19 protein-coding genes are annotated in these 20,571 nt (G+C 66.3%); 7 read left to right on the forward strand and 12 right to left on the reverse strand.

Translation table 11 applies throughout. From position 1 onward, the window contains the following. Positions 1-38: 38 nt before the first annotated feature. The 5 genes from IWX78_RS00495 to IWX78_RS00515 all read right to left on the reverse strand — a co-directional run bounded on the left by IWX78_RS00495 (position 39) and on the right by IWX78_RS00515 (position 5,117). Complete coding sequence (locus tag IWX78_RS00495; protein ID WP_196831450.1) at positions 39-947, reverse strand: carbohydrate ABC transporter permease; 909 nt, start codon at positions 945-947, stop codon at positions 39-41. Beyond that, positions 944-1,933 (reverse strand): carbohydrate ABC transporter permease, encoded by a 990-nt coding sequence (locus tag IWX78_RS00500; RefSeq protein WP_442929201.1) that lies wholly within the window; start codon positions 1,931-1,933, stop codon positions 944-946. Before IWX78_RS00500 ends, IWX78_RS00495 begins: the two co-directional genes overlap by 4 nt. After that, complete coding sequence (ngcE, locus tag IWX78_RS00505; RefSeq protein WP_196832059.1) at positions 1,933-3,339, reverse strand: N-acetylglucosamine/diacetylchitobiose ABC transporter substrate-binding protein; 1,407 nt, start codon at positions 3,337-3,339, stop codon at positions 1,933-1,935. The genes IWX78_RS00500 and ngcE overlap by 1 nt, the downstream gene beginning before the upstream one ends. 61 nt (positions 3,340-3,400) lie before the next feature. Beyond that, on the reverse strand, positions 3,401-4,156 hold the full coding sequence (locus IWX78_RS00510) for a sugar isomerase domain-containing protein (RefSeq protein ID WP_196831451.1): 756 nt from the start codon (positions 4,154-4,156) through the stop codon (positions 3,401-3,403). Then, complete coding sequence (locus tag IWX78_RS00515; RefSeq protein WP_196831452.1) at positions 4,149-5,117, reverse strand: MurR/RpiR family transcriptional regulator; 969 nt, start codon at positions 5,115-5,117, stop codon at positions 4,149-4,151. The genes IWX78_RS00510 and IWX78_RS00515 overlap by 8 nt, the downstream gene beginning before the upstream one ends. A gap of 119 nt (positions 5,118-5,236) precedes the next feature. Here IWX78_RS00515 and IWX78_RS00520 point away from each other — a divergent pair, with 119 nt between their 5' ends. Further along, the gene (locus IWX78_RS00520) at positions 5,237-6,229 is read left to right on the forward strand and encodes an N-acetylglucosamine kinase (protein ID WP_334684533.1); all 993 of its coding nucleotides are present in this window, start codon (positions 5,237-5,239) and stop codon (positions 6,227-6,229) included. Between the two features lie 25 nt (positions 6,230-6,254). Here IWX78_RS00520 and IWX78_RS00525 read toward each other — a convergent pair whose 3' ends face one another. Further along, entirely contained in the window at positions 6,255-7,157 is a 903-nt protein-coding gene (locus IWX78_RS00525) for a PmoA family protein (RefSeq protein ID WP_196831454.1), read from the reverse strand. A 156-nt stretch (positions 7,158-7,313) separates the two neighbouring features. On the opposite strand from IWX78_RS00525, the gene IWX78_RS00530 reads away from it, so the two are divergent. The 6 genes from IWX78_RS00530 (at position 7,314) to IWX78_RS00555 (ending at position 13,233) form a co-directional block, all read left to right on the forward strand. Then, positions 7,314-8,345 carry a LacI family DNA-binding transcriptional regulator gene (locus IWX78_RS00530; protein WP_196831455.1) on the forward strand — a complete coding sequence of 344 codons (1,032 nt, stop codon included), beginning with the start codon at positions 7,314-7,316 and terminating at the stop codon, positions 8,343-8,345. Between the two features lie 150 nt (positions 8,346-8,495). Beyond that, on the forward strand, positions 8,496-9,632 hold the full coding sequence (locus tag IWX78_RS00535; protein WP_196832060.1) for a Gfo/Idh/MocA family protein: 1,137 nt from the start codon (positions 8,496-8,498) through the stop codon (positions 9,630-9,632). Further along, positions 9,629-10,789 (forward strand): dihydrodipicolinate synthase family protein, encoded by a 1,161-nt coding sequence (locus tag IWX78_RS00540; RefSeq protein ID WP_196831456.1) that lies wholly within the window; start codon positions 9,629-9,631, stop codon positions 10,787-10,789. Before IWX78_RS00535 ends, IWX78_RS00540 begins: the two co-directional genes overlap by 4 nt. After that, positions 10,786-11,640 carry a sugar phosphate isomerase/epimerase family protein gene (locus IWX78_RS00545; RefSeq protein WP_196831457.1) on the forward strand — a complete coding sequence of 285 codons (855 nt, stop codon included), beginning with the start codon at positions 10,786-10,788 and terminating at the stop codon, positions 11,638-11,640. The genes IWX78_RS00540 and IWX78_RS00545 overlap by 4 nt, the downstream gene beginning before the upstream one ends. A 42-nt stretch (positions 11,641-11,682) precedes the next feature. After that, positions 11,683-12,450: a sugar phosphate isomerase/epimerase family protein gene (locus IWX78_RS00550; protein WP_196831458.1), complete on the forward strand. Its 768-nt coding sequence runs from the start codon at positions 11,683-11,685 to the stop codon at positions 12,448-12,450. Between the two features lie 165 nt (positions 12,451-12,615). After that, positions 12,616-13,233, forward strand: coding sequence for a hypothetical protein (locus IWX78_RS00555; RefSeq protein WP_196831459.1), 618 nt, complete (start codon positions 12,616-12,618; stop codon positions 13,231-13,233). A 113-nt stretch (positions 13,234-13,346) separates the two neighbouring features. Here the strand turns inward: IWX78_RS00555 and IWX78_RS00560 are convergent, their stop codons facing one another. From IWX78_RS00560 to IWX78_RS00585, 6 genes are all read right to left on the reverse strand, one after another. Beyond that, positions 13,347-14,447: a glycerate kinase gene (locus tag IWX78_RS00560; RefSeq protein WP_196831460.1), complete on the reverse strand. Its 1,101-nt coding sequence runs from the start codon at positions 14,445-14,447 to the stop codon at positions 13,347-13,349. Between the two features lie 131 nt (positions 14,448-14,578). Beyond that, positions 14,579-15,601: a LacI family DNA-binding transcriptional regulator gene (locus IWX78_RS00565; RefSeq protein ID WP_334684470.1), complete on the reverse strand. Its 1,023-nt coding sequence runs from the start codon at positions 15,599-15,601 to the stop codon at positions 14,579-14,581. Between the two features lie 110 nt (positions 15,602-15,711). Next, entirely contained in the window at positions 15,712-16,728 is a 1,017-nt protein-coding gene (yjfF, locus tag IWX78_RS00570; RefSeq protein WP_196831461.1) for a galactofuranose ABC transporter, permease protein YjfF, read from the reverse strand. Further along, positions 16,725-17,756, reverse strand: a complete 1,032-nt coding sequence (locus IWX78_RS00575; RefSeq protein WP_196831462.1) for an ABC transporter permease — start codon at positions 17,754-17,756, stop codon at positions 16,725-16,727. The genes yjfF and IWX78_RS00575 overlap by 4 nt, the downstream gene beginning before the upstream one ends. Continuing rightward, entirely contained in the window at positions 17,753-19,288 is a 1,536-nt protein-coding gene (locus IWX78_RS00580; RefSeq protein ID WP_196831463.1) for a sugar ABC transporter ATP-binding protein, read from the reverse strand. Before IWX78_RS00580 ends, IWX78_RS00575 begins: the two co-directional genes overlap by 4 nt. Before the next feature lie 89 nt (positions 19,289-19,377). Next, complete coding sequence (locus IWX78_RS00585; protein WP_196831464.1) at positions 19,378-20,361, reverse strand: ABC transporter substrate-binding protein; 984 nt, start codon at positions 20,359-20,361, stop codon at positions 19,378-19,380. Positions 20,362-20,571 lie beyond the last annotated feature (210 nt).

Genomic DNA, 20,571 nt, shown 5'->3' on the forward strand with positions numbered 1-20,571 from the left:
CGGTTTTCGCGCCACTACTGCACTCTCGACGGCATCCGTTACTTCATCGTTCCCTGGCTGACGGAACCCTGCAGCTGACGCTGGAAGATCACATAGGCAACGAGCACGGGGACGATCGTGATGATGACCGCGGCGAAAAGTGCCCCGAAGTCGACCGCATAGCCCGCTGACGAGGCGAACGACGCCATCCCCTGCGAGAGCACGTAGTTGTTCTTATCGGTGTTCAACGCCACCGGAAGCAGGAACTGGTTCCAGAGCCCGAGGAAGTTGAAGATCGCGACGGATGCCATTCCCGGCTTCGCCATCGGCAACATCACCTGGAAGAAGGTGCGCCACTCGCCCGCACCGTCGATCGCGGCCGCCTCCGCGATCTCATCCGGCAGGCCCTTGAAGAAGGAGTACAGGAAGAAGACGGTGAACGGCAGCGCGAACGCCACGTAGGTGAGGATGAGCCCAGGCAGGGTGTTCAGCAGTCCGATGTTGCGGAGGACGAAGAACAACGGAACGATCGCCAGGAACACCGGGAAGGTGAGACCGGCGAGCATGAGGTAGTAGATCGCCCGGCTGCCGAAGAACTTGTAGCGGGCGAGAACATACGCGCACATCGCGCCGAGCACCATGACGATGACGAGCGCGAAGCCGACGACGATGACCGTGTTGAGGAAGTAGTTGCCGATGCCCTCCTGTGTCCACGCCGAGACGTAGTTGTCGAAGTTCCAGTTCGCCGGGAGGGTGAACGGGGAGGCGAAGATCTCCTTGGTGGTCTTGAAACTCGTCATCAGCGTCCACAGCAGCGGAAGAATGACGATCAGGGACCAGAGAACGAGCGCGGTGTGCGACAGCACTCCCACTGTTCTGTCTCCCGGCGTGTTCGCCGATTTACGGGTGAGGGCGGGCTTGCGGGCGGGGCGGGAGGCATCCCGCGTCGTGATCGCTTCGGTTGTCATGCTCGGCCCTTCTCATCCTTGCCGCCGGTGATGCGGTTCACCGTGAAGACGAGTGCCGCAAAGATGAGGGTGACGATCGCGAGTACGACACCCATGGCACTTGCCTGCCCGAACTCGCCCTTGCCGAACGCGGTCCGAAACAGCTGCTGGCTCATGACGAGGGTGGAGTTGTTGGGTCCACCGCCCGGGTTGAGGGCCTGCATGTAGACGAACGCGTCGAGCGCCATGATGCCGAGGTAGATGTACGCGGTCTGGATGTTGTCGCGGATCAGCGGGATGGTGATCGAGAACGCCGTGCGTGCGCGACCGGCGCCGTCGATGCGGGCGGCCTCATAGGTCTCGGCCGGTACACCCTTGATCGCGGCGACGAACAGCACCATGTAGAAGCCCACGAAGCCCCAGACGATGACGAAGATCGTCGCACCCATGGCCGTGCGCTCGTTCCCGAGCCACGGGAACGACTCGAACATGTCGAGGCCGATGAGCCCGAGAAGGCCGTTGAGCAACCCGGCAGGGTTGTAGATCTGGCCCCACAGGATGCCGGTGACGATCGCCGGGATGACGTACGGGAAGAAGGAGACGACGCGGTAGAAGCTCGAGTTGCGCAGACCGCGGATCGGGCCGTGGCTCGGACCGCCGACGGTCACCATCGTTGCGAGTGTCAGCGCGAGCACGATCGTGATGAGCGGCACGACGATGGCGAGGAGGACGTTGTTGCCCAGCGCCGTCATGAAGATGTCGTCGTTGAACAGCCGGATGTAGTTCTCGATCCCGATGACCTGCATCTCGGGTGTGAAGCCCGACCAGTCGGTGAGCGAGTAGAACACCGCCTGGAGGAACGGCCAGATCACGAAGATGAGGAAGATCGCGAGGGGCAGCCCGAGGAAGACCACCATGAAGGTCACGTAGTCGAAGGTGAGTTTGCGCTTCCGCGGCCGGGCAGCCTTTCGGCTGCCCGGCTTTGTGTTGGCGAGTGCGGTATCGATCACTTGATCTCGATCTTGTTGACCGAGTCGTCTTCCCTCACCTTGTCGGTGATGGCCTGAAGGCCGGAGGTGAGGGTGGCGACGTCCGACTGGCCTTCGAGGAAGGTGTTCCAGACGACGAGCTGGTCGGCGTTGGTTCCGTAGAGGTCGACGAAGCCCCAGGTGAAGATGTTCTCACCGGCAGCGTCGAGCATCTCGGTCTGGGAGACGAGCGCCGTGGAACCGAAGCCGTCTGCCGGCACGAGGTCCTTGACGATCGTCGGCGCGAGCTTCTCCTTGGCGAAGTTCGTCGCGGCCTCCTTCGAGAGCATCGTGCGGAGCAGTTCCTTACCACCGGCGACGTTCTTGCCCTGTGAGGGGACGATGAACGGCTCACCGGCTGTGGAGTGCAACGCTTCGATCGGCATGGCCGAATCCGACGAGACGACGGGAGCGGAGAAGCCTTTCATGGCGAAGCCCTCCGCCGTGTTGTCCTTCATCTCGTTTTCGATCCAGGACCCGGACGGGTAGAGCAGAGCATCCATGTCGTTGCTCCACTGCGCCTGTGCGGCCGTGAACTGGGTCCCCGATCCACCCGGCTTCATGTAGCCGGCAGCGATGATCTCGTGCAGGCCTTCGAATACGGCCTGGACGGCGGGCAACGACCAGCAGCCCTCTTCCAGGTTCTCCAGGGCGAGGCGGACTTCGTCTCCGCCTTCCTTGATCGCCGACTCGATGGCGAGGGTCTGGTAGTACGTGGCCGCTTCCTTACCGAACACGAACAGGTACTTACCCTGCTCTTTGGCCTGCGCGCCGAGTTCCAGCGCCTCTGCCCATGTGGTCGGCGGCGTCCAGCCGTTCTCCTCGAAGAGGCTCGACGAGTACCAGACACCGTAGACGGTGAGCACGTAGTTGATCGCGGCGAGCTTGCCGTCGAACGTGCCAGGCTTCAGTACGCCGCCGTACAGGGTGTCGCGGATTTTCTCACCCTCGAGGTTCTCGGCGTCGATGACATCGGTCAGGTCCTCGAGGCTGTCGAGGATCGTGTTGAAACCGATCGACTGTGCACCGGAGTTGTCGACCAGGTCCGGCGGGTTGCCGCCGACGAAGCGCGGCTGCAGTTCCTGGGCGATCTGGGTCGACGAGGCGACCTTCGCGGTGACACCGTCGTGGTTCTTCTCGACGATCTTGGCGGCGAATTCGACGTAGTCGACGCCGTAACCGCCATCGAAGATGACGGAGTCGACGGTCGAGTCGGCGGCGAGGCCGAACGGGTTCTTCGCTGAAACCGTTCCGCCGGGAGCCGTCGTCGACGGGCCACCGGTGGCACAGGAAGCGAGGGTGGAGCCGAGCGGAATGAGGATCGCGGCAGCAATAGCGCCGCGGAGCACGTTTCTTCGGTCCAGCTCGAGGTTCGTGATGTTCATCATGGTGTTGTGTACCTTCCGTGAGGGGTGGAACTCTGTCGTGAGCAAGGTGTGGTGCAGGTCAGGCCGTACGGCGGATGCGGTCGCGGTAGAGATCTTCGAGTGCGATGTTGTGCTCATCTCCCCCCGGGATGTTCGCCGAGATGTAGAGGGGAGGGACAGCGCCCGCCTCCGAGATCCGGCGAGATACCTCGATGGTGAGAAGCTGTGCGATGAACGCCGAGGTGATGGATGAGATCGCCCCGACTCCGATGCCGCCGGGGAGCGACAGAGTCGTGTCACCGAACGGCGCCCGGTTGTCGATCACGACGTCGGCGATCTCACTGAGACGCTTGCCGCTCGGGTGCTTCGGTTCGACCGCGTTGGTGTGTTCCAGGCTCGTGACGGCGATGACCGGATGACCGAGCTCCCTGGCTCGCAGCGCGACGCCGACGATCGAGCCGTTGACACCCGAGTTCGACGCGATCAGGAACACGTCTGCCGGATTGATCAGCGACACCGTGAAGAGTTCATCGACGACCGAGGGGTCGCGTTCCAGGGCGGACCCGCCCAGCGCCGACACGTCGCGGCTGCCGTGCAGCACGACATCGCGTAGGGCCAGGTTGTTCGTGGGGATGAGGCCACCGGCGCGACCGGCGATCTCCATCGCGAAGGCCTGCGAGTGCCCGGTTCCGAATGCCTGCACGACCCCGCCGGCGTCGAGCGAGGCAATGATCAGGTCGATGGCGTCGTCGTACCCACCGGAAGCCGCCGTCTCGGCGATCGCATCGAGTCGCGAGGTGGCCTCGGCGAGAAAGGAGGGGATGAAGTCAGGCATGGGCAGTGCTCCCTGCGGGGATTCGGGACCCGAGGGCCCTGCGGTCGCCACGCGCGGGATGCTCCGGGCGGCGATGTTCAGAAACCGCCATCGCCGAAGCAGCGAGTTTGGTGGCGATGTCGGTGAAGTTCAGTTGGGCGACGAGCAGGTAGAGCAGGTCGAGGACGAAGAGTTGGGAGTGCTTGGCCGACAGGTCATCCGGCTGGAGGTAGAGCTCGGGAGCTGCCGTGATCACGGTGACGTCGGCGAGTTCGGCGAGGGGCGACTCCGAGCTGTTGGTCAGCGCGATGGTGAACGCCCCCGATGATTTCGCCTGCGACAACATCTGGATGGTCTCCTCGGTACGACCGGTGTTGGAGATTCCGATCGCCACCGCACCCTTGCCGAGAATGGCTGCGCTGGTCAGCCCACCGTGGACCTCGCCCCAACAGTGGGTGTTGATCCCGATCCGGTACAGGCGGCTCTGCATCTCGGCCGCCATGCCGGCGCTCCCCCCGATCCCGTAGATGTCGAGGTGCGTCGATTTGCTGATGGCCGAGGCGATATCGGTGACGAGGTCGAGGTCGATCAGGTCAGCGGTCGACTGGAGCGACCGGATGTGGGAGTTGAGCAGAGTGCCGAGAACGGCGCGGGCCGGGTCGTCCGGGTCGAACCCCCGGCCGATGTCTGCTCGCCACGACTCGTGCGCGTCGCCACGCCCCACATCACTCGCGACTCCGACCCGGAACTGGACGTAACCGCTGTATCCGATCAGGCGGCAGAACCGGGTGACCGTGGCCGCGGATGTCCCGGCCCGCTCGGCAAGCTCGGTGATCGAGAGTTCGAGGGGCGCGGTCGGATTCTCCAGCAGGAGCTCGGCGATTTTCACCATGACGCTGGACATCTGTGGCAGGTTTGCCTGGATGCGATTGGATACACGAACGCCGCCCTCGCTTGAACTGATGGTTGACGACGTCGTCATAGCTGAAAATCCGTTTCACTGGTTTGAAGCTTTGTTGAAAACTATTCTTAGAATGTACCCCGGTCAATGAACGATTTGTTAAGAATTGGTAACGATGCCCTTGTTTCTGTTTCGGTGTGATGACGATGCCCGCCTTTCTCGCAGTTGACGCCGGCGGCACGAGCACCCGTGCCGTGCTCGTCGAGCCGGACGGCACCTGTCTCGGCTACGGAGTCGCCGGTGGCGGCAACCCGATCTCGGCGGGGCCGGAGCGCGCGGCATCCGCTGTCGTCGCCGCCGTCCGGTCGGCGGCGTCCGCTGCCAGGCGGTCCCCGAACGATGTCGGCGGCGGCATCCTCGCGATGGCTGGCTCTGGCGTGCACACAGACACCGCGTGGGTGTCGAACGCCCTGACGGCCGCCGGGTTCGTCGGCGACATCGAACTGCGCTCCGACCTGCTGGCTACGTTCTTCGCCGGCACCTACGAGCCGGAGGGCTATGCCCTCGTCGCCGGGACAGGGGCGGCAGGCATCCGGGTGAAGAACGGGGTCGTCGACCGTGCAGCGGACGGCCTCGGCTGGCTGCTCGCCGACGTCGGTTCGGGGTTCTGGATCGGCCATCGCGTCGTGCGTGAGGCCGTTGCCGCCCTCGACGGCCGGGCAAAGCCCACCGCTCTCACCACACTCCTGGTCGAGGCGCTCGAGCTCGAAACCGAGTCAGGCACCGACGCGGACGGCCGGCCAGGCGTGCTTCGCCTGGTGACGGATGCCGTCTACCGGATGCGACCTGTCGAACTCTCGCGATTCGCGCCCCTCGCGTTCCGGGCGGCTGGGGATGATGCTGCCCGGGCGATCCTCACCGACGCGGCCGCAGCCCTCGCCCGCCTGTTCGGGGCGGTGGCGTCGCCCGACCTGACCGGCCCGCTCGTGCTCGGGGGAAGCATCCTCGCGCAGGAGAGCGTCGTGGCGGATGCCGTCGTGACGGCTGCCAGCGCATCCGGGCTCGTCTCAGAGACCCGCCAGGTGCCCGACGGTGTCATCGGGGCCGCCGTGCTCACGCTGCGGTCTGCAGGAGTCGACGTCGATGCCGATGTGTTCGAGCGGATCCGGGACTCGCTGGGCCGGCTGCGCTGACGCGGAGCGCCGGGCGTGCGTCCGCTCACGCGTCGGCGAACACCGCGGACACCTGGCCGGCATCGAGCCGCCCGTCTGCGATGAGCAGGCTCCAGCCCCAAGTCGCCGAGTCGTGGGCCGCAAGGAGCCATTCCTCGTGGAAGAACGGTGCAGCGCACAGCATCGGCGTCTCGGTGCGCACGAACCAGGGGGTCGGTGCGACCGGATTCGCCGGGCAAGCGGCCATCGCCACAGTGGCGGAATCGCGGGCGAGTGCGAGCCACGGCCCGGTCTGACCCATCGGATCGCCACCGGGCCGTGGCGTCACAACGGTGGCGTCGGTGAACGCCCCGGCGCCACGCAAGAACAGTCCGCCGTACCCGGCGTTCACCCGGCCGGCGGTGGTCGGGCTCCCGAATCGCAGGATGCCGTCGGTGATGTTGGTCCAGACGGTAGAGACATCGAGGCGCCACGCCGCGCCAGCACCCGGAACCGGAACGACCCGTGCCAGCAAGGTCCGTTCCTCGCTGAGGAACGATCGCCCGGTCGCCGTGCTCCAGCGCAGGTGCTCGCGCATACCCTGGTCCACTGCCGTGAAGGACTCGTGGACCTGGCTGCCGTTGTTGTCGAGCTGGACATAGCCCTCCGTCCCGGTGAAGGTCACGCCACCCCACACGTTCACCGGCAGCTCTTCACCCTCCACCGCGATGTTCGACACCGCAATCGAGAGCCCCCAGTGCCAGTCATGATCGGCCGGTCGGTAGTCGCTGACGACCGTGCCGCCGAGGGTGCGGATCGGGTGCAGGTACGGCCTGGGCGATTCGATCGCCGCGACATCCGGTGCAGTGACGTAGCTCGCGAGGTTCGTCTTCCCTGAGCTGATCGACAGGCCGCCTGGGGTCTCCTGCAGTCGCGGCGGGAGTGGATCGGTGCTCGCTTCACTGCCCATCGACGTGCCTCCCTGACGGTTGAGGCTCCCACGATAACAGGGAAAGCGTTCTCCCACACCGGGCAGGCTCCTGCTCTCCCGCCGGCGGTCGTGGCACAATGGCATCGACCTCGCCCCGGCACGATGCCGTGCACGTCTGGCCCGAACGGGAGACCCATGGATCAGCCCCCTCGCACCTCCCCTGTCACACTGCACGACGTCGCCCGCGAGGCCGGCGTGTCGCTTGCGACGGCGTCCCGAGCGCTGAACGGGAGCGAACGCAAGGTCAACGAGGCGTACCGGGAAAAGGTGCTCGCGGCGGCCGCCCGGCTCAATTACACCCCCAACCTCTCGGCCCAGGCCGTCGCGAAAGGCGCAACGAACACCGTCGCCCTGCTCGTCGCCGACATCGCCGACCCCTACTTCTCGTCGATCGCCGCCGGCGTGATCCGGGCATCCGAGCAATCGGGTCTCGTGGTGACCATGGCGGTGACCGGCCGGAGCCCCGACCGCGAACTCGAACTCGTCCGCGCCCTCCGCGGGCAACGACCGCGGGTGATGATCCTGGCCGGATCACGCTCGAGCGCGAGCGACGGCGAGCAGGCCCTCATCACCGAACTCACCGCGTTCGAGCAGAACGGTGGACGGGTGGTGTTCATCAGCCAGAACGAACTCCCCTTCCGCACCGTCGTGATCGACAACACCGATGGCGCCCGGATGCTGGCGACGCGCCTCGTCGAGCTCGGCTACCGCCGGTTCGCGGCGATCACCGGCGCCGATGACCTCCTCACCTCGCGCGACCGCCTCGCCGGCTTCGCTGCAGGACTCGCCGAACACGATCTCAGCATCCGTCCCGACCACATCGTGCGTTCCGAGTTCACCAGGGACGGCGGCTTCTCCGGGGCGGTCCAGCTGATCGAGCAGGGGCTCGACGACATCGACCTCGTCTTCGCGGCGAGCGATGTCATGGCCGTCGGCGCCCTGTCGGCATTCAGGGAGGCCGGGGTGGTTCCCGGCGATGCGATCGCGATCGCCGGCTTCGACGACATCCCCACCGTCCGAGACATCACGCCGCCGCTCACCACCGTGCGGATCCCGCTCGAGGAGATCGGGGCGCAGGCACTCGCCCTGGCCATCGGCGAGGACACGGATGCCGCCGTCACGATCGGCAGCACGGTCGTCGTCCGCGAAAGCACGCCGCCCCGCTGACCGGGCGGGCGCGACCAGCCCCGCCCGGCCACTTGCCGGAAAGCGCCGTTCTGTCCTACACTCGGGTAAACGCTTTCCCGGCTGTCGCCGACGGTCGGGACCACCTCGAGGAGAGAGCACAACGTGTCAGAGTCGACCATCGGAATCATCATGAACGGCGTCTCGGGACGCATGGGCTACCGTCAGCACCTGCTGCGCTCGATCCTCGCCATCCGCGAGCAGGGAGGCGTGCTCCGCGCCGACGGTACGCGCGTTCAGGTGGAGCCGATCCTCGTCGGTCGCAACGAGCAGAAACTCAAGGACCTCGCCGAGAAGCACGGCATCGCCCACTACACCACCAATCTCGACGAAGCGCTCGCCGACGACCGGTGGCAGATCTACGCCGACTTCCTCGTCACGCAGGCGCGAGCATCCGCCATCAGGAAGGCCATCGCAGCCGGCAAGGCGATCTACACCGAGAAGCCGACGGCTGAAAGCTTCGAGGAAGCCCTCGAACTCGCCCGCCTCGCCGATGAGGCCGGCGTCAAGAACGGCGTCGTACACGACAAGCTCTACCTCCCCGGCCTGCAGAAGCTCAAGCGCCTCATCGACTCGGGCTTCTTCGGACGCATCCTGTCTGTGCGCGGCGAATTCGGCTACTGGGTGTTCGAGGGTGACTGGCAGGACGCCCAGCGCCCCAGCTGGAACTACCGCAAGGAAGACGGCGGCGGCATCATCGTCGACATGTTCCCGCACTGGAACTACGTTCTCGAGAACCTGTTCGGTCGCGTCGAGAGCGTCTACGCCCGGGCGGTCACCCACATCCCCACCCGGGTCGACGAGCGGGGCGACAGCTACGAGGCCACCGCAGACGACGCCGCATATGCCGTCTTCGAACTCGAGGGCGGCATCATCGCCCAGCTCAACTCCAGCTGGACGGTGCGGGTCAACCGTGACGAACTCGTCGAGTTCCAGGTGGACGGCACCCACGGCAGCGCCGTCGTCGGTCTCTTCGGCTGCAAGATCCAGCCGCGAACGGCAACGCCGAAGCCGGTCTGGAACCCCGACCTCGCCGAAACCCACGACTACGACACCGACTGGCTCGAGGTTCCGACCAACGACGTCTTCCAGAACGGGTTCAAGACACAGTGGGAGGAGTTCATCCTCCACGTCGTCGACGACGCCCCCAACCCGTTCGACTTCCTCGCCGGCGCACGCGGCGTTCAGCTCGCCGAACAGGGGCTGAAGAGCTCCGAGACCGGCACCCGCATCGCCCTCGCCCCGGTCAGCATCCCGGTCCCCGCATGACCGAGCTCGCCCTTCTCGCCGCCGACGGCTCGGTGAGCACGACGGAACTCGCTCCAGCACCGGCGTTCGAGAAACCCCGGCAGCCGCTCCGGTCCCGCGTCGCGTACGCCGCAGCGCACGTCATCCCGAAGACCTTCGCAGACAACACGCCCGGCAGGCCCGCAGACATCGACTGGGATGCGACGCTCGCATTCAGGCACCACGTCTGGTCGTGGGGGCTCGGTGTCGCCGACGCCATGGACACTGCACAGCGCAACATGGGACTCGACACCGCGGCAACGCGCGAGCTCATCACCCGCAGCGCGGCCGAAGCCCGGACGGTCGACGGCGCACTCGTCGTCGGCGTCAACACCGACCATGTCGCCGACGAGGTCATCACTCTCGACGCCGTCATCGACGCGTACAAGGAACAGCTGCATTTCACCGAGGATGCCGGTGCCGGCGTCGTTCTGATGGCCAGCAGACATCTCGCTCGGGCCGCGACGAACGCCGACGACTATCTCCGCGTCTACCGGGAGGTTCTCGCTGCCGCGACGACACCGGTGACCCTGCACTGGCTCGGCGAAGCGTTCGACCCGGTACTGGCCGGATACTTCGGCTCGACCGATTTCGAGAAGTCGTCTGCCACGGTTCTCGAGATCATCCGTGAAAACGCCGACAGCATCCGCGGAATCAAAATGAGCCTCCTGGATGCGTCGCACGAGGTCTCCGTGCGATCGCGCCTGCCCGAGTCGGCGACGTTGTTCACCGGAGACGATTTCAACTACGTCGACCTCATCGCCGGAGACGACACTGCCCACTCCGACGCATTGCTCGGCGCCTTCGCGGCCGTCACCCCCAACGCATCGGCTGCCGTTCAGGCGCTCGACGCCGGTGATGTCACGCGCTACCGTCGGATTCTCGGCCCGACCGAGGCGTTGTCGCGTCAGATCTTCGCGGCACCGACGTTCTACTACAAGACGGGCATCGCCTTTCTCGCCTGGCTCAACGGTCACCAGCAAGCGTTCAGCATGGTCGGGGGACTGCATTCCGCGAGGAGCCTGCCGCATCTCTCCGAGATCGTCCGGCTCGCGAACGAGGCCGGTGCCCTCGAACGGCCCGAGCTCGCCGCCGCCCGCTGGCACGGCCAGCTCGCCCTGAACGGAATCCGCGCATGACCCATCCCCTCCTGTCGCTCAACCAAGCGACGATCAAGTACGCACCACTGGCCGACGCCCTCCGCGTCACCGCCGATGCGGGGTACACGAGCATCGGCCTCTGGCGTGAACCAGTGGCCGAAGTGGGCCTCGCTGCCAGCGTGAAGCTCGTCGAGGATTCCGGCCTGCGCGTGTCGAGCATGTGCCGCGGAGGCTTCTTCACCCTGGCAGAGGGCGCCGAACGACGCGCGGCCATCGACGACAACCGGCGGGCCATCGACGAGACCGCAGCCCTCGGGGCTCCCGCACTCGTGCTGGTCGCCGGGGGCATTCCCGCCGGCTCGCGCGACCTCATCGGTGCGCGATCGCGGGTGACGGATGCTCTCGGGGAACTCTCCGACTACGCGCTGGAAGCAGGGGTGACGCTCGCGATCGAGCCGCTGCATCCGATGTACGTGTCAGACCGCGCGGTGGTGTCGACCCTCGGCCAGGCCCTCGACATCGCCGAGCAGTTCCCCGCCGAGGCCGTCGGCGTCGTCGTCGACACCTTCCACGTCTGGTGGGATCCGCAGGTGCTCGACCAGATCGCACGGGCGGGGGCGAGCGGGCGGATCGCCAGCTATCAGGTCTGTGACTGGGCGACGCCGCTCGCAGCCGATGTGCTCCTCTCCCGCCACTATCCTGGCGACGGCGTGATCGACTTCGCATCGCTCACCACTGCTGTGGTCGCCTCCGGGTATGCGGGAGACATCGAGGTGGAAATCTTCAACCAGGAGATCTGGGACGCGTCCTGGCCGGAGGTGGCGGGCCGCACGGCATCCGCGTTCGACGCCGTCGTCTCCCCGTACCTCTCAGGCGTCGGCGTTCTCTGATCGGCCCTTCCGGGACGAACCGACCGTGCATACGCTGGAACCATGACGACGCGCTCGACGGCATCCATCCGGGCCGGGCTCTGCTCGGTGACGTTCCGAGACCTCAGCGTCGAAAAGGTGATCGCGCACGCCGTCGGGGCCGGTCTCCAGTCGATCGAGTGGGGCACCGATGTCCACGTTCCGCCAGGGGACCTCGAGCGGGCGAGGCGGGTCGGCGAACGAACCCGCGAGGCCGGCCTGGCCGTGGCGTCGCTCGGTTCGTACTTCCGGTGCACCCCTGACGACGACATCGACGAGACCCTCGCCGTGGCATCCGCTCTCGGCGCCCCGCGGGTCCGGGTCTGGGCGGGGCGCAACGGATCAGGCAGCGTGTCGGCGGCGGAACGCGCGGAGACGACGGCGATCCTCCGCGAGAGCGCGCTGCGTGCCGAGGACTACGGAGTCGAGCTCGCCCTCGAGTTCCATGGCGGGACCCTCACCGACAGCGGCGCATCCGCTCGACGTCTGCTGGAGGAGACGGCATCCGCCAACGTCAGTTCGTACTGGCAGCCGACGAAAGGACTCGACGACGAGCGGGCTCTCGCTGAACTCGAGGCCGTCGCGCCGTGGGTGTCGACGGTGCACGTGTTCTCGTGGTGGCCGGATTCCGAACCGCTGCCGCTGGCCGGCCGGGCCGAGCTGTGGCAGCGGGTGCTGACCTCTCTGCGCGCGATTCCGGGGGTGACGGATGCCCTGCTCGAGTTCGTCCCCGGCGACGACCCGGCCGTGCTGCCACGCGAGGCGGAGACGCTGCGCCGCTGGCTCGCCTGACCGGCGGGCAGGCACTCATCCCTTCCGAACCCGCTCACCGGGTACGCACATGAGCAGGGCAGGAACACCGGAGTACGCGGCGTGAGGGCGCGCCGCAGGGTGCCGCCGGATCCGACGTCGATGTACCCCTATCGGAGAGGCGGTGCGAGGACTAACATCCTGCCCATGAGGCCCACGGTGGTCGTAGCGTGTCTCGCGATGGCGGTTGCCGTCGCGGGCTGCACACCCACTGCGCCCACACCGAGTCCGGGCTCCGGTTCATCGGAATCCGCAACTCCCTCTGCGACGGCGACACCCACCCCAACGGTTGAACCCCTCACCATCGTCGAATGCGAGACGCTGCTGCCGATCGCGCAGGCACGGGCTCTCTTCTCCGACGCCACCGAGTTCCTCGGCGAGCGATCGCCCACCGAATCCAGCGGATGGTTCCCGGTCGCCGAGATCGACAGCACGCTCGCCGCAGCGAGCCAGGCGCGCGCCTGCGCGTGGGGGGTGCCGAACTCCGACGGCGTGTTCACGATCCACGCGGTCGAGGTGACGGCGACGCAACGCGCCGACCTCGAGTCGGCCCTGGTCGGTGCGGGGTTCTCGAGCGTGACGACGGGCACCGTCACCGGCTACGAGATGACCGGCGAGAACGAGGTGTCGACGACAGCTGCCACCCATCTGTTCACCGGCGCGGTGTGGATCATGTCCAACGCGACCGCGCTCACCACGACAGGGCCGGCAGCGGCCTCCGCCCTCGACGCCCTCCGCGCTGCCAATCCCACGCTCGGGCTCTAGTCGAGGCAGACGACGCACTCGCGAGCGGATGCCGACGGCGCGACGGGCAGACGCACCCGGCGCACCACGTGAGTGCGTCCGGAACCCGTGAGGAGACCGTGCGCACGCCAGCGCTACGAGCCGGCGCTGACCGACCGGGCGAGGGCGGCGCCCGCCTCACGGAGCCAGTGCGCCGTGTCGGACATGGCGGCGTCCGCGCTGCCGGCGAGCTCTGTCAGCGAGACCGCGTGGGCGAACCCGACCGGCTCGGCCGTGATCGCGCCGGCGACAAGCAGCGGTGACGCCCCGGTCTGCTCGGCAAGCGACCGCACGTACGACGGCACCTTGCCGGCATCCGACTGACCATCGAAACGCCCTTCCCCTGTGATCACGACCGTTGCGGATGCCACCGTCTCTGGCGCGTGCATCACCTCACCGATCGCGTCGGCTCCGGCTGCGATGTGCGCGCCCCAGGCGGTGAGCGCGAACCCGGTGCCGCCCGCAGCGCCCGCGCCCGGTCTGCCCGTGTCTCCACCGATCACGGTCGCGAACAGCTCAAGGGCGGCATCGAGCTCGGCGACCTCGCTGGGCGTCGCTCCCTTTTGCGGACCGAAAACGGCCGCGGCGCCTGACGGCCCGAGCAACGGGTTGGTCACGTCGGTGAGGATCGTCGCTCCTCCGGCCGGAAGCACCCGCAGCTGCGTGGTGTCGACGGCGGCGACGGTCGCGAGGCCACGCCCGCCCGGGGCGATCTGCTGCCCGGATGCGTCGCTGAAGACGGCACCGAGCGCAGTCAGCGCTCCTGCGCCCCCGTCGGTGGACGAGCTGCCTCCGATGGCCAGGTAGAGCCGGTCGACACCGGAGTCGAGCGCGGCGGCGATGGCCTCCCCGAACCCGATCGTGTGGGCATCGAGCGGCTGAAGCGGGTCGAGCAGGGTGATGCCGCTGGTGACCGCAAGCTCGACGACCGCCGAGTTATCCGGCAGGAGGATCCAGCTCGCGGCGACCGGCCGCCCGTCCGGGCCCGTCACCGTCACCGGCATCCGCCTCGCATCTGGCACAGCGAGTTCGAACGCGTCGAGGGTCCCTTCTCCGCCGTCGGCCAGAGGCATCCGGATCAGGGTGTCACCCGGCCGTTCCCCGAGCCAGCCTTCGGCGAGCGCCGCCGTCACCTCCGTCGCGGTCGCCGTGCCTTTGAAGGAGTCAGGCGCGATGGCCACTCGAAGATCACTCATGCTCTCCACACTGCCAGAACCCCACCCCTTGTGACGCTCAACAGAAGAATCCGTCGCAAACGAACACTCAACAGGAGAAATCGACGTTGTTCAGAACCGCACTCCTGTTGAGCGTGACAGCCCGACCAGAATCAGGACCGCGGTGGCGCGGTCGACTCGCGAACGACGAGCTCGGGCACGATCCGTGGCAGGTCGGCTGCCTCCTCGTCGCGGAGCACAGCGAGCAGCTCCGTCATGATGTCGCGCCCGAGGCCGTCGAAGTCCTGACGGATCGTGGTCAGTGGAGGCGCGAAGTGCTCCGCCTCCGGGATGTCGTCGAACCCGACGACGCTGACGTCCTGTGGTACGCGCAGCCCGGCCTGGCTGAGTGCGTGCATGAGACCGAGCGCCATCTGGTCATTGCCCGAGAAGACAGCCGTCATCTCGCGGTCGGCGGCGAGCACGGCGCCGTGGCGGTGTCCGCTCGCCGGGGTCCAGTCGCCGACGAGATGCTCGCGCGCCACAAGTCCGGCCGCACCGAGCGCATCCTTCCAACCCCTGACCCGCTCGGCGGCATCCGCCGAATCCCGAGGCCCGGAGATGTGCCGGATGTCGCGGTGACCGAGCCCGATCAGGTGCTCGACGGCGGCCCGCGCTCCCGCGTACTGGTCGAGCGCGACGCTGTGCACACCGGGGCGTCCCCCGGCATCGACCGCGACCAGCGGAACTCCGAGTTCGATCCCCAGAATCGCGTCGAGCGCACCAGCGTGTGCGGCGATGAGCACGATGGCCTCGACATTCTGCCGGACGAGCAGCTCGACGGCCGAACGCAGCGACGTCGGATCCGAATCGAGCATGCTTGCCATGCTCACCGCATACCTGGCGTCGCGTGCGGCGTCGTTGAAGTGGAGCGCGGTCGATGAGGGTCCATAGTCCGGGCCCCCTGTCGTGATCAGGCCGATCGTCCTAGAGCGTCGGGTCACGAGCGCCCGTGCAGCCTGAGACGGCGTGTAGCGCAACTGTTTGATGGCCTTCTCGACCCGGTCGCGTGTGGCCGGCCGCACGTTCGGCAGGTCGTTGAGCACCCGAGAAACGGTCTGATGGCTCACACCGGCGAGGCGTGCGACGTCGAAGATGTTGGCGACGCGCGCCCGCTCATCGTCGTTTGTCACCACCTCGGCCCACTCCTGCCCGGCGACTCGCGCCCCTGCCTTCTCACTCGATTATCGCGCCTCGTGGCGACCCGAAAGTTCACCCGGGCGGCGTCACGGCACAGCGGATGCCGTCACGTCCGTCTCCCGGTCAGAACCTTCTGCAGGATGATGAACACGAGCAGCAGGGCACCGATGAAGATCCGCGTCCACCACGAGGTGAGGTTCCCGTCGAAGGTGATGAGGGTCTGGATGGTCCCCAGCACGAGAACACCGAGCACCGATCCGAGGACGAAACCGTATCCACCCGTCAGCAGCGTGCCGCCGATCACCACGGCGGCGATGGCATCGAGTTCCGTTCCGATCGCCGTCAGCGCGTACCCAGACAGCGTGTAGAAGCTGTACAACACCCCCGCGAGTCCGGAGCAGAATCCGCTGATCACGTAGACCAGCACTTTGGTGCGGGCGACCGGCAGGCCCATCAGCACGCCGGACTGCTCGCTGCCGCCGATCGCATACACCGTGCGCCCGAGGCGCGTGTAGTGCAGCACGAAGACGGCGACGGCGATGACGACGATCGCGATGATCACGCTCGGGGTGATGCTCAGCCGCGGCGCCAGTGGGATGCGCGTCTGCGCCAGCGCGACGAACACCGGGTCGACGATGGAGATCGTCGTGTTGCTGATGACGTAACAGAGACCGCGGGCGAGGAACATGGCGGCGAGCGTCGCGATGAAGGGCTGGATCTGGAAGTAGTGGATCATCAGGCCGACCAGCAGGCCGAGGACGGACGTCAGAACCAGGACGAGCGGAATGATCACTCCTGGCGACCAACCCGACTGCAGCAGGGTGGCCGTGATCATCGTCGACATCGCCAGGACTGCGCCGACGGAGAGGTCGATCCCCCCGGTCAGGATGACGAACGTCATGCCGACGGCGAGAACGAGGAGGTAGGCATTGTCGATGAAGAGGTTCGCGACCACCTGCGGGTTCGTGAAACCGCGGTAGCGGAACGCACCGGCAACGAACATGCCGACGAGAAGCACACCGGTGACGATGACCGGTCCGTACTTCGGGTTGGTCAGGGCGTTGCGGACCTGGTCGATCGGTCGGGTGGCGCGGCCGGGCGGCGACGGTGCGAGAGCGGTCATGCGGAAACCTCCGGGATGCGTCGAGCGGCGACGCGGCGATGCCACGAGTCGATGAGCTCAGTCGTGCGCGGTGACTGGAGCAGGCAGACGGCGGTGACCACGGCGGCCTTGAACACCATCGTCGCGATCGGCGGGATGCCGACCGTGTACACCGTCGTCACCAGGGTCTGGATCACGAGCGCCCCGATCAGCGTGCCGAGCAGTGAATACCGGCCGCCGGCGAGGGATGTGCCACCGATGACGACGGCGAGGATGGCATCGAGCTCGATGAACAGGCCGGTGTTGTTGGCATCCGCTGCTGTCTGGTTGCTCGTGAGCACGAGTCCGGCGATCGCCGCACAGAATGCCGTGAAGACGTAGACACTGATCAAGAGGCCGCGCGACCGGACACCAGCGAGACGGGATGCCTCCGGGTTGATACCCACAGCTTCGATCATCAGCCCGAGCGCAGTTCGGCGCGTCAGGAGCAGCGCGAAGAGGAACAGCGCTGCGGCGATGAGGACCGAGACCGGGAGTCCGGCGAAGAAGCCCGACCCGAGCACCTTGAACGGCGGGCTGTTCACCGTGAGGATCTGACCCTCGGTGATGAGCATGGCGACGCCGCGACCGGCGGTCATCAGGATGAGCGTGGCGATGATCGGCTGGATGCCGAGCACGGCGACGAGGAATCCGTTCCACAGTCCGAGCACGAGTGAGATGAGGATGGCCACGACGACCGCGACGATGACGGTGCCGGGGCTGCCGGGGTCCGGGGAGCCAAGGATGATCGAGCAGGCCACAGCGCCGGAGATCGCACAGACCGCACCCACCGAGAGGTCGATCCCGCGGGTCGCGATGACAAGTGTCATGCCGACGGCGATCATCAGTGTCGGCGATCCGTTCCGCAGGATGTCGATGAGGCTTCCGAACAGGTGCCCGTCACGGACCTGGATGGAGAAGAACCCGGGGAAGGCGATCAGGTTGACGAGGAACAGGGCCAGCAGCATCGCCACAGGCCAGAACAGCCGGTGTGCCATCAATCGCCTCATGCGACGGCCTCCGTCTCAGAACCCTCGGCGATGATGGCGAGCAGGTTGTCCGTCGACAAATCGTCGTTCTCGATGTCTGCGACCATGCGACGGTCACGCATGACGGCGACCCGGTGGCTCAGCCGGAGGACCTCGTCGAGTTCTGCGGAGATGTAGAGCACGCTCATGCCGTTCTCGGCGAGGTTGGAGACCAGTTTCTGGATCTCGGCCTTCGCCCCCACGTCGATCCCGCGGGTGGGTTCGTCGAGGATGAGTAGCCGCGGCGCGATGGCCAGCCACCGGGCGAGCAGCACTTTCTGCTGGTTGCCTCCCGAGAGGTTGCGAAGGAGAGCGTCGGGGTCAGCGGGACGGATGTTGAGCGCCTGGATGTAACTCTCGGCGAGTTCGGTCTGTCTCTTCTTCGGGATCGGTCGGAACCAGCCGCGGTCGGCCTGCAGTGCGAGCGCGATGTTGTCCCGCACCGTCAGGTCGTCGAGGATTCCTTCGGCCCGTCTGTTCTCGCTCGAGTAGACGATGCGGTCACGGATCGCCTGGCGCGGGGTCCGGATCCGTTTCGGGATGCCCTCGACGGTGAGCGTTCCGGCATCCGCTCGATCGACTCCGGCGAGGATACGGGCGAGTTCGGTGCGGCCGGAGCCGAGGAGGCCGGCGAGTCCGACCACTTCCCCCTCGTACACCTCGAGGTCGATCGGTTCGATCGACCCTTTACGGCCGAGCCCGATCGCCGAGAGGTAGGGAACGAGCGCCTCCTCATCGACGGACTGCGCCTTCGTCTTGCGCTCGAGCGCCTCGAGAACGGTGAGTTCCTTGCCGATCATCTTCTGGACCAGTTCGATCCGGAGGATCTCGTCCGTGAGGTACTCGCCGACGAGCTTGCCGTTGCGCAACACGGTGAGCCGGTCGGAGATCTCGTACACCTGGTCGAGGAAGTGCGACACGAAAAGGATGGCGACCCCGGCGTCCTTGAGGTTCCTGATGATGCGGAACAGTTCCTGGACCTCATCGGCGTCCAGGCTCGAGGTGGGTTCGTCGAGGATGAGGACGCGAGCGTTGATGTCTGTTGCGCGCGCAATGGCCACGAGTTGCTGCACAGCGAGCGAATGCGAACCGAGCCGCGAGTTCGGATCGATGTCGAGGTGGAGACGGTGAAGCAGTTCGGATGCCCGCCTGCGGGTTGCTTTCCAGTCGATGCCACCGAAGCGACGTGGTTCGCGGCCGAGAAGAATGTTCTCGGCGACGGTGAGGTTGGTGAGGAGGTTCACCTCCTGGTAGACGGTCGATACCCCGGCGGCCTGCGCCTCCGCGGTTCCCGAGAACGAAACCGATTCGCCTCCGACGGTGATCACTCCACTGTCGATCCGGTAGACGCCGGTCAGCGCCTTGATGAGCGTCGACTTGCCCGCGCCGTTTTCGCCCATGAGCGAGTGGACTTCGCCGGGGAACATCCGGAAGCTGACATCATCGAGGGCTTTCACCCCCGGAAAACTGATGGAGATGTTCTCCATCGCAACGGCTGGCTGTGGTTCGGTCATGCTGTGATCTCTCTGCGCTGAGGGACGTCGATGTGATCGCAGCGTATCGGGGCCGGACTACCCGGCCCCGATACGCTGCTGGTGATTTCTTAGTACTGACGATCGGGGAGGGCCTCGACGGCCTGCTCCTGCGTGAACGTCGTCTCTTCCGTGATGATGCGCTTCTCGACCTCTTCACCGGCGACCACCTTGGTCACGATGTCGACGAGTTGCTTGCCGAGAAGCGGCGAGCATTCGACGATGAAGTTGATCTTGCCGTCGGCGAGGGCCTGCATGCCATCCTTCACGGCGTCGACCGTGATGATGGTGATGTCTTCGCCCGGCGTCATGCCAGCGGCCTCGATCGCTTCGATCGCCCCGAGTCCCATGTCGTCGTTGTGCGCGTAGATCACGTCGACATCCGGGTTGGACTTGAGCAGGGCCTCAGTGACCTGCTTGCCGCCCGCGCGAGTGAAGTCGCCGGTCTGTGATGCAACCACTTCGAACTTCTCGTCGGCCTTGATCACCTCGGCGAAGCCTTCTGCCCGGTCGAGAGCAGGGGCGGCGCCTGTCGTGCCTTCGAGCTGGATGATCTTCACCGGGTCGCTCGAGTCGGCGAACTCCTCGACGAGCCAGTCGCCGGCCTTCTTGCCCTCCTCGATGAAGTCGGAGCCGAGGAAGCTGACATAGAGCGAGTCGTCGGTGCTGTCGACGGCGCGGTCGGTGAGAACGACCGGGATGCCGGCGTCTTTCGCCTCGTTGAGAACAGCATCCCACCCGGATTCGATGACCGGCGAGAAGGCGATGACATCGACGTCCTGCTGGATGTACGACCTGATGGCCTTGATCTGGTTCTCCTGCTTCTGCTGGGCGTCAGAGAACTTCAGTTCGATCCCTGCGTCCTTGAAGGCCGACTGGATGTCTGCGGTGTTGGCCGTCCTCCAGCCGCTCTCGGCGCCGACCTGTGCGAATCCGACGACGATGTCTTCCGGGGCTGTTGGCCCCTCGGATCCTCCGCCTGCCTCTTGCGCGCACCCCGTGAGTGCGAGGAGCAGTGCGCCGATGGCGACGGCAGCTCCCAGTGTTTTCTTCACAACCAAACCTCCTTGTTCGGCCGGCGACGACGGAGAAGCGAGTGCTGTGTCGTGGTACCGGTCGGCCAGTCCATTCTGGCCGTGCCTCGAATGTTAGCGCTCACAAAACGCTAAGCGCAAGAGGGATATGGAACATTTCGGTGCGCTTTGTGAGCGATCACAAAACGCAGGAAAAAGGGGACGGATGCCGGTCGGCATCCGTCCCCAGAA

The sequence above is a fragment of the Mycetocola sp. CAN_C7 genome, assembly GCF_015752285.1.
GTDB lineage: Bacteria > Actinomycetota > Actinomycetes > Actinomycetales > Microbacteriaceae > Mycetocola_A.